Annotated in this window: 9 protein-coding genes; 1 reads left to right on the top strand and 8 read right to left on the bottom strand. The window is 28.5% G+C overall.

Features of this window, described 5'->3' with window-relative positions; genetic code table 11:
* Positions 1-281 precede the first annotated feature (281 nt).
* The 8 genes from rd to KPL51_RS22365 form a co-directional block, all read right to left on the bottom strand.
* A complete protein-coding gene (gene rd / locus KPL51_RS22400) occupies positions 282-443 on the bottom strand; it encodes a rubredoxin (RefSeq protein ID WP_216166531.1) in 162 nt (53 codons plus the stop codon).
* Positions 444-554: 111 nt separating this feature from the next.
* Positions 555-1,565 (bottom strand): spore photoproduct lyase, encoded by a 1,011-nt coding sequence (gene splB / locus KPL51_RS22395; protein WP_216166530.1) that lies wholly within the window; start codon positions 1,563-1,565, stop codon positions 555-557.
* Positions 1,566-1,692: 127 nt separating this feature from the next.
* A complete protein-coding gene (locus KPL51_RS22390) occupies positions 1,693-1,926 on the bottom strand; it encodes a hypothetical protein (RefSeq protein ID WP_216166529.1) in 234 nt (77 codons plus the stop codon).
* A 117-nt stretch (positions 1,927-2,043) separates the two neighbouring features.
* On the bottom strand, positions 2,044-2,535 hold the full coding sequence (locus KPL51_RS22385) for an LURP-one-related/scramblase family protein (RefSeq protein WP_216166528.1): 492 nt from the start codon (positions 2,533-2,535) through the stop codon (positions 2,044-2,046).
* Positions 2,536-2,576: 41 nt separating this feature from the next.
* Positions 2,577-4,328: a DUF4153 domain-containing protein gene (locus tag KPL51_RS22380; protein WP_216166527.1), complete on the bottom strand. Its 1,752-nt coding sequence runs from the start codon at positions 4,326-4,328 to the stop codon at positions 2,577-2,579.
* Between the two features lie 25 nt (positions 4,329-4,353).
* Positions 4,354-5,145 (bottom strand): RelA/SpoT domain-containing protein, encoded by a 792-nt coding sequence (locus KPL51_RS22375; RefSeq protein ID WP_216166526.1) that lies wholly within the window; start codon positions 5,143-5,145, stop codon positions 4,354-4,356.
* 45 nt (positions 5,146-5,190) lie between these two features.
* A complete protein-coding gene (locus KPL51_RS22370; RefSeq protein ID WP_216166524.1) occupies positions 5,191-6,051 on the bottom strand; it encodes a methyltransferase domain-containing protein in 861 nt (286 codons plus the stop codon).
* A 4-nt stretch (positions 6,052-6,055) separates the two neighbouring features.
* A complete protein-coding gene (locus KPL51_RS22365; RefSeq protein WP_216166522.1) occupies positions 6,056-7,096 on the bottom strand; it encodes an AI-2E family transporter in 1,041 nt (346 codons plus the stop codon).
* 224 nt (positions 7,097-7,320) lie between these two features.
* Here KPL51_RS22365 and KPL51_RS22360 point away from each other — a divergent pair, with 224 nt between their 5' ends.
* Positions 7,321-7,581 carry a glutaredoxin family protein gene (locus KPL51_RS22360; protein ID WP_216166520.1) on the top strand — a complete coding sequence of 87 codons (261 nt, stop codon included), beginning with the start codon at positions 7,321-7,323 and terminating at the stop codon, positions 7,579-7,581.
* Positions 7,582-7,816 lie beyond the last annotated feature (235 nt).

Below are 7,816 nucleotides of genomic sequence, written 5' to 3'. Positions count from 1 at the left end.
AAAAGTTTGTAGTATTGTTGAAAATACAAGTAAAAAATACCCTAAAATTAAATATAGGGATTTTATAATATATTGTGCGGAGTATAAGATACAGTACATCTAGAAAGTTTAGGTGCAGTTAATATTTCTAGAGAGGACTTTTTAGACCTTATAGAAGGAGGAATTTCAATGTCTCCATTAAAATTAATTTTTTAAGTCACATAATTAATTCTGTTTTGAACAGAAAAATAAAATTAAATCAGCATAAAGATGTTAATCTTTATGCTGATTTATTTATATTACTATTCTACCTTTTCAAACTCTGATTTACCAACACCACATAGTGGGCAAACCCAATCTTCCGGTATATCTTCAAACTTAGTTCCTGGTTTTATTCCACCATCATCATCGCCCACTGCTGGGTCATAAATGTATCCACATACTGTACAAACATATTTATCCATAAATATTCCTCCTCTTATTTAACCTACAAAATTCTTAATAACTGAAACTTATGATTATATTAGCATATTCAATGTAGATTAACAATATGTATTTTCACTTAATAAAGAATATTAAGTGAAATATTCAATTATTGCTCCGTTAAAATTATTATTTATCAGTCCAGATATATAATTATTCATATCCTCACTATCTGGCTTCTTATAAACATACTTAAATTTCCCATAAGGACCCCACTTTAATAACCTATTTTCTTCATTGAGATCAAGCAGAGTATTCTTAAATCTTTGAACTATTAGCTCCTTTGCTGCTTTAGTAAATCGATGTTGAATAAGCTCAAAACTTATTTCACCCTTATAATCAACTAATGCTATTTTTAATGTTTCGAATAGCTCCTTATATTCATCTTTCCAATTATCGTATATCATAATAGGTGCAATTATAAATCCTATGGGATATCCAGCCCCAGCTATTTTTTTAACTGCCTCTATTCTCTCCTTAAAACCGGAAGTATTATGTTCAAAGTTATTTATTACATACCGAGAATTTAAAGTAAACCTAAACTTTGTATGTTTATTATGTTTTAGCTTTAAAAATGGCTCAACATTATCAAATTTAGTTACAAGCCTCAATCTGCCGCTTAAACTATCACCAAAGTATTCTATGCATCTTTTTAAGTTTCCACTTAGATGTTCAAGCGCAATGGGATCTGTTATACTTGCACATTCAAACGAGGTAATATTCGGCATATTCTCATCTATATAACATTGAATAACTTCCAAAATTTCTTCAATATTTAGGAAAATCTTCATAAAAGGTTTTTCACCTTGAGTAGTCTGAAGATAACAATATTCGCAATTGGCTGGACAGGAACTTGATAGTGAAAATTGATAGTCCGCCGATGGTCTACAACTCACTAATTTTTTTTGACCATTTGTTGTAAAAAGAACAGTTTTTTTAGCCGCAGCATAATTTTTCTCAGGGGATCCACAATCTATTACTACCTTCTTCGAATTAACTATGGGTACTCTTAATTTTTCTAAATATTTTAAAACTTTTTTTCCTGAATCCAACTTGAGAACTTTCGGATCTATATATGCAATATCTGGTACAAACAACTTCATTATTTTCACCTCTTAGCTATTATTTTATTAAATACGGTTATTTATACATTAAAAATATAGGGAGGATGATACAATGAAAATGTATCATCCTCCCTATATTAAATTTATCATAGTAAATAAATAATTCTTATCTAATATTGTATTTGTTGATTACCTTATTTCTTAATTTTATTCCAAGGGTCTCATTTACAAATCTATCAATTATATCTTCCTTAGTAGCTTTTCCTTCTACAAATATATTATATCTCTTGCAAAGCTTTCCTAAGTCACCCTTACTTATCTCAGAAGTTTTGACAAAGCTTTTCCCAGCTTTAACACTAGTCATAACCATTATACGTTTATATATTTCATCATTAGTCATAGATGCACCTCAAATCTTTTATTTATCAAATACATTATAACATCTTAAATGTTATGAATAAATCATTTCTAGTGAAATTTATAAAATTTTATTAGAAAATCTTAATTTGTATCGTATTTAACTATTATTTTTGTTCTTATTATCATGCAATACTTGATCAATTACAATTACTAATGCTAATATAAACGCGTAATTTTCTTGTTCATTGATTTCAATTTCGTAAGTATCTCCCCACGCAACCCATTTTTTGTTTATTTCCGCAACTGTACTACCATTTTTCATAATTGAAAAATCATGAGCAAGAAAATCTCCTTCAATCTCGTAATTCCCCATGTTGCTATCTATGTCGAACCTATTGTTAAAGAATGTAAATTCTTTTTTCACTTTTGCAGCATAGGTTCCATTTAAATATATACTATACTCTGGAAGTAGTTTAAATAACTTCTGCTCAATATATACAATTTCATTACTACTCATGTCATAAATTTTTAACTTATTTCCCATTGAAAAAATCTTTCCCTCTACATTAAACACATCATCTCCTGAAGCATCTTTAATTGTAAACTTATCACCTATTGAAAATATTTTTTCTCGAATATAAAATTTCATATAAAGTCCCCCTTAAGAATTTAGTCTATATATTTTATTCATTATTTCAACTTCACAATAACATAAAACTCAAAATTCTTCGATTCTATTTTACCACTTGAAGCATTCTTATTTCCAGATAGATTAGAGAATTGAATCTTTATTTTAACTTTTCCATTTTCATCTTCAAATGACATTTCTTCCCAAGGAATATTTGTCTGGTCTTGGTTTGCACCATATTTATCCATAAGTATATTTGCGAAATCCTGTAGATCCTTTTTATAAATATCTTTTCCATCTTCATTTATCTTTAACATGCTTGATTCATAATCAAAATTTATGCTAAAGTCTAAGCTACTTCCCTGCTGCCGTGAATTTCTTGAATCAAAGAAATAATCATATCCTCTTATATCAATTGGTTTTAATGCACCTGAAGAATTAAAATAGAAATTTCCACTATTTTCTATATTATATTCATCGGTATATTTTACTCCTAATACCTTCTCCAAATCAGAAACTTTAAAGTCTTGTGGCAAACCTTTAACGTCTTTTAAACTATGATTCCTTTCAAAGTAATTAATAATACTGGATATCTGCCTAGAATCTTCAGCATTTACAACAGTGTTTGCTTTAATCACACTACTATCTTTAATCATGTTATTTTCAACAAATATCTTAGTTAGCCTTTTGTTTTGACTATATTTTGAAAGTGTATAACTACTAAAAGGACCAAATACAGTTATAAAAGTTATTACTGCTAGAGATAGTGGAAGCACTATATTTCTTAGTTCTTTAATAGTTGCAAAATAAATCATAATTGAAAATACCCATATACCAAGTGCTACAACAAAATATCTATTTTCAGTTACCCCGTATGCATTAATTCTTATTCCTATAGAAATAAACATCATGACTATTAGTGGAAGAATTGCCTTGGGAAAATACTTCATATATCTTTTGGTCCAGCTCTTTTCATTAAGTAATGGCGATATAAAAAATAGAACCGTTGCACTTAGCACAGAATACCAAAGCACAAGATTAGATACAAGTCCTTCTGGCCACTGCCTTGTAATGATTATTTTTCCGAAATATATATATAATATTAATGTATATACTGAAATAAGTGGTATTATTATATATAGCACAAGTACATTCAAAAGACGAGAATAGTCGTTTAAAGTTAATTTTTCGTCTTTTGTAGGAAGACCTGCAAGAAAAAATGACGGTGCAAATATACCAGCAACAACAAGGAAAGTGTAATAGTATAGCTCTCCCTTAATATCAATTCCTAAAAGTTTATCAATAGTAAAAAGAATTGCTGCAAGTCCAAGATATAAAACTAAAGAGTATAAAATTGTAGTAAAAAATCTAGTAAAAACCCTTACTACAAAAATCTCAAAGTCCACACGTCTTGGGATATATGATATTATAAGGAAAATTAAATATAAAATAAGGCTAAAGGCAATATATCTTGATATTGAAACCATCCCCATCATACCTATATCCTTTAGAAAGAGGTAATAATAAAGGATTAGTAGAACAGCCCCCCCCAAATAAGACGCAATTAGGGATACTTTCTTGTACTTCTCTAATCTTTCAAAGAAAAGGTTAGTACACAGTGAAAGTGGAATTCCAAGAGCAATAACCATAGTTATCCTATGAAGAGTATCTATATAATCGCCACTTATTACTGATGTTATTTCTGATATATAGATAAGAAGTATAACACAGGCCGTTGATATACCAATAGTTTGTGGAAATCTATTGATGATGTTCACAATGCCTTTTAATATTGCATTAAATATTTTTTTCATTACAACCCCCCCCTTTATTTTTCAATTAATTTTCGCCTTTCAGTGCCTTTATCTCTTTATCCTTTAGATCTATTATATTTTCGTATTTTGTTTCCATTTCAGTCCAATTTTTATTTAGTAAATTTATTAAAGAGGCCATCTCATCGGCGCTTCCTGCTATACGGTTAAATAATAAAAGATTTAAAGCTAACACTTCTGGAATTTCGCTGTGAGAATATCTTAACTGATGGTCAATTTCACCATACCCTTCTTCAAATATTGTCCTCACCTGAATTTCTGCTATAACCTTTTGACTTGTTGGGAAAAACTCTATCAAATAGTGCACAGATCTATATCCTGATTTTCTGGAATGGATTTCAATATTTAGTTCATCAAATCTTTTAGTATCATCACCTTCGCGAACATTAGCAGTGATTTCAATTACTTTCCACGTACTATAAATGAAATTGTGTATATCTTCCCAATCTTCTTTAAAAATATGTATTGCTCTAACTCCTATCAAATCATTTATTTCTTGTTTATAGTTTCCAATGGAGAACTGAAATTCCAATCCATACTTTTCTTTTCTTCCAGGGGTCTTTCTAATTATCTTTTCTATTAACCTCTCTGGCTCTTTAACTCTAGACTTTACTGAATGTATTTTTTTATGTGTCCTTAGAGTATCAGCTATGAATCCGGCCTGGCTTTCATAATTGCTCCTATAGATATTAAAATCAAGATATATATCATTTAATACTTCCCAGTCTATATTATTCTTAGTAAGATCCTCTTCTGTAATATTAGTTTTCGCTAAGAAGTATTCTTTTTTAAGATTCATGTTCCCTCCTAATAATATAATATGATACCATATTTCAGTATATTATTAACCCTTCTCATATACACTTATATTAAAATCAATCTCAGTTGAAAGTTTATAGGTTTCACTGGCTTTTTCCCTCATACAATTGTCAAAAGTCCAATAATAAGGAGTCATTGCAATAAGATTCTTAACGTGTGCGCCATCTTCTACGTTAATATTGTATTTAACTTCTATATTGTCAATTAACTTAAACCCTTCAAATGTTATTTCTTTTTCTTCATGTTTTCTAGGGTTTATATATAATATTTCTTTTAATCCATATAAATGCTGAATTCCAGGGGTTACAACAATTAGTTTTCCATTATCCTTTAGAACTCTCTTAAGCTCACTCTCATCAGAAGGTGCAAAGTTTCTGATAATAATATCTATGCTGCTTGGCATTATAGGTATATTAAAATTACTACCTACTATGAAATTTATTTCTTTATCTCTCTTAACCGCATAAGTTACTGCAGATTTTGAAATATCCACTCCAAAAAAATCAAATTTTCTATTTTCAATAATCTTAGGTTCTTCTTCATATATGGCTTCCTTTAATTCACATAAAAAATAGCCTTCACCACAACCGGCATCAAGTATATTTACATTATTTCCATTTAAGTTTGATATTATTACCTCATTCAATGTTTCAGAAAACTTTTGATAATATCCCTTATTTAAAAAATCTCTACGCCCTTCCATCATTTCTTTACTGTCCCCAGGATCCTTTGTTTTCTTTTGATTTGCAAGCAGAAGATTAATATACCCTTTACTAGCTATATCATAACTATGGTTATTTAAACATACATATTGTTTTTCATATTTCTCTAAACACAAATTGCATACAGGACATTTTAATATAGATTCCATCTTTTTTATTGACACAAAATCACTGCCTTTCTATTTTTGCGTGGGTTTTTTCGCTCAAATCCACTCCAATTATATCTAATATAAATATAAATATTGGTATTCCAAGGAGTAGACCCCAAATCCCCATAAAATGCTCTGACACTACTAATATTACAAACGTGAAAAATATTGGAAGATGAGTTGTGTCAGACATAAGTTTTGGATTTAAAACATAAGTTTCAATAGCATGAATTACAAAAATCATAACAAGAACAAAAACTACTTTAATTAATCCACCTATTTTAAACGCAATTAAACATAGAGGGATTAATGAGATAAATACCCCTGCCACAGGTACAAGGCTTAAAATGAATATCATAAATGCAAGAGCGAATAATTGAGGAAACCCCATTATCGTAAGTCCAACAACTGATAATGCTGTGTTTGTAATAGCTATCATTATTTGGGCCTGTATTACTTTTCCAAAAGAATTCAAAAAGTTATTACCAAAATAGCTGAGATAATTATATTCCACTGAAATTTTACTTCCTTTAAACCTATGCATAAAATCTAATATGCTGTCTTTCTCTAATACGAATATTAAACTTAGTAATAATGCCATAAAAAAGTTCAAACTCCATTCTCCAAAATTAGTTACAAATAGCATAATGCTTTGAATACCAGATTTAGCATAACTAGCTATGTCAATTTGCTCAAATATTGGTGTTAAATATACCATAACCCCTTTATTACTTTTGGGTAATTTAATATATTCTATTTTATCCAGGATGAGTATACTTTCTGAAATAGCAATTGGTATATACTTAACAAGAAGAAGAACTATAGTTGCTGTCATTATCATGTATATAATTATAGTAATAATAGTTGGATTTACCCTTATAACTTTGTTAATTTGCTTAACTAATAAGCATTGTAAACTATTTGCTAAATATGTAATCATAAAAGTTAATAAAATCAAATTAAAAATGGATCTTATTAAATATGCAAATAATACCATTAATGCCAATAATATTATTTTCACTAATGTTTCTCTTTTAAACAACTGTTTTACTGTTTGCATTTAAGGTTCTCCTTTATACTCATTTTTAGTTACTAATTAAAATTCATTGAAATATTTTTCCATATTCTCATAGAATTATATTTTGACTATTTCATTATATCAAATCGCTTAACATATTTCTATGAATTATTATTATTATAATTCACGTGGAATAACAAAAATGGTGTATACTATTTATATGTATAATAATATATATTAAATAAAAAGTTTGGTGGTGATAATAAATGAAACCAGTAATTATGTTTGTAACTGAATGGTGCCCATATTGTAAAAAGGCACTTGCTTGGATGGAAGATATAAAAAATAAAAATCCACAATATGCTAATATCGAAATTAAAATTATTGATGAAGAGCTTCAACCGGATATAGCAAAACAATATACTTACTATTATGTACCTACCTACTACGTAGATGGAATTAAAGTTCATGAAGGAGTTGCCTCTAAGGATATTGTTAATGCAGTATTTGAAAAGGCATTTGAATAGATGATTTTAAAGATTCCTAAATAATAAAAATGTAAGGAGATAATTTAAATATATCTCCTTACATTTTTTATGTTTAATATTTCCTTTACATTAAATGCGACTTACTTTAAATTTTATATTTAATTGTTTTGACTTTCCTGAAATTCCCACGCATAAACGCATGGGGTTCTTAAGTACTAAATAACTTTCTTTAATGCTCTCACTAAAAGACTTACATTATTTCTAAATGCTTATA

Origin of the sequence: Clostridium bowmanii (genome assembly GCF_018861315.1) — a bacterium.
In the GTDB taxonomy this organism is placed as follows: Bacteria; Bacillota; Clostridia; order Clostridiales; family Clostridiaceae; genus Clostridium_AD; species Clostridium_AD bowmanii.
This window is presented reverse-complemented; position numbering and strand designations above follow the sequence as displayed.

What these genes read in the sequence shown, in the direction of transcription:
- rd (WP_216166531.1), bottom strand. Translation starts at nt 443, where the DNA reads ATGGATAAATATGTTTGTACAGTATGTGGATACATTTATGACCCAGCA.
- splB (WP_216166530.1), bottom strand. Translation starts at nt 1,565, where the DNA reads ATGAAGTTGTTTGTACCAGATATTGCATATATAGATCCGAAAGTTCTC.
- KPL51_RS22390 (WP_216166529.1), bottom strand. Translation starts at nt 1,926, where the DNA reads ATGACTAATGATGAAATATATAAACGTATAATGGTTATGACTAGTGTT.
- KPL51_RS22385 (WP_216166528.1), bottom strand. Translation starts at nt 2,535, where the DNA reads ATGAAATTTTATATTCGAGAAAAAATATTTTCAATAGGTGATAAGTTT.
- KPL51_RS22380 (WP_216166527.1), bottom strand. Translation starts at nt 4,328, where the DNA reads ATGAAAAAAATATTTAATGCAATATTAAAAGGCATTGTGAACATCATC.
- KPL51_RS22375 (WP_216166526.1), bottom strand. Translation starts at nt 5,145, where the DNA reads ATGAATCTTAAAAAAGAATACTTCTTAGCGAAAACTAATATTACAGAA.
- KPL51_RS22365 (WP_216166522.1), bottom strand. Translation starts at nt 7,096, where the DNA reads ATGCAAACAGTAAAACAGTTGTTTAAAAGAGAAACATTAGTGAAAATA.
- KPL51_RS22360 (WP_216166520.1), top strand. Translation starts at nt 7,321, where the DNA reads ATGAAACCAGTAATTATGTTTGTAACTGAATGGTGCCCATATTGTAAA.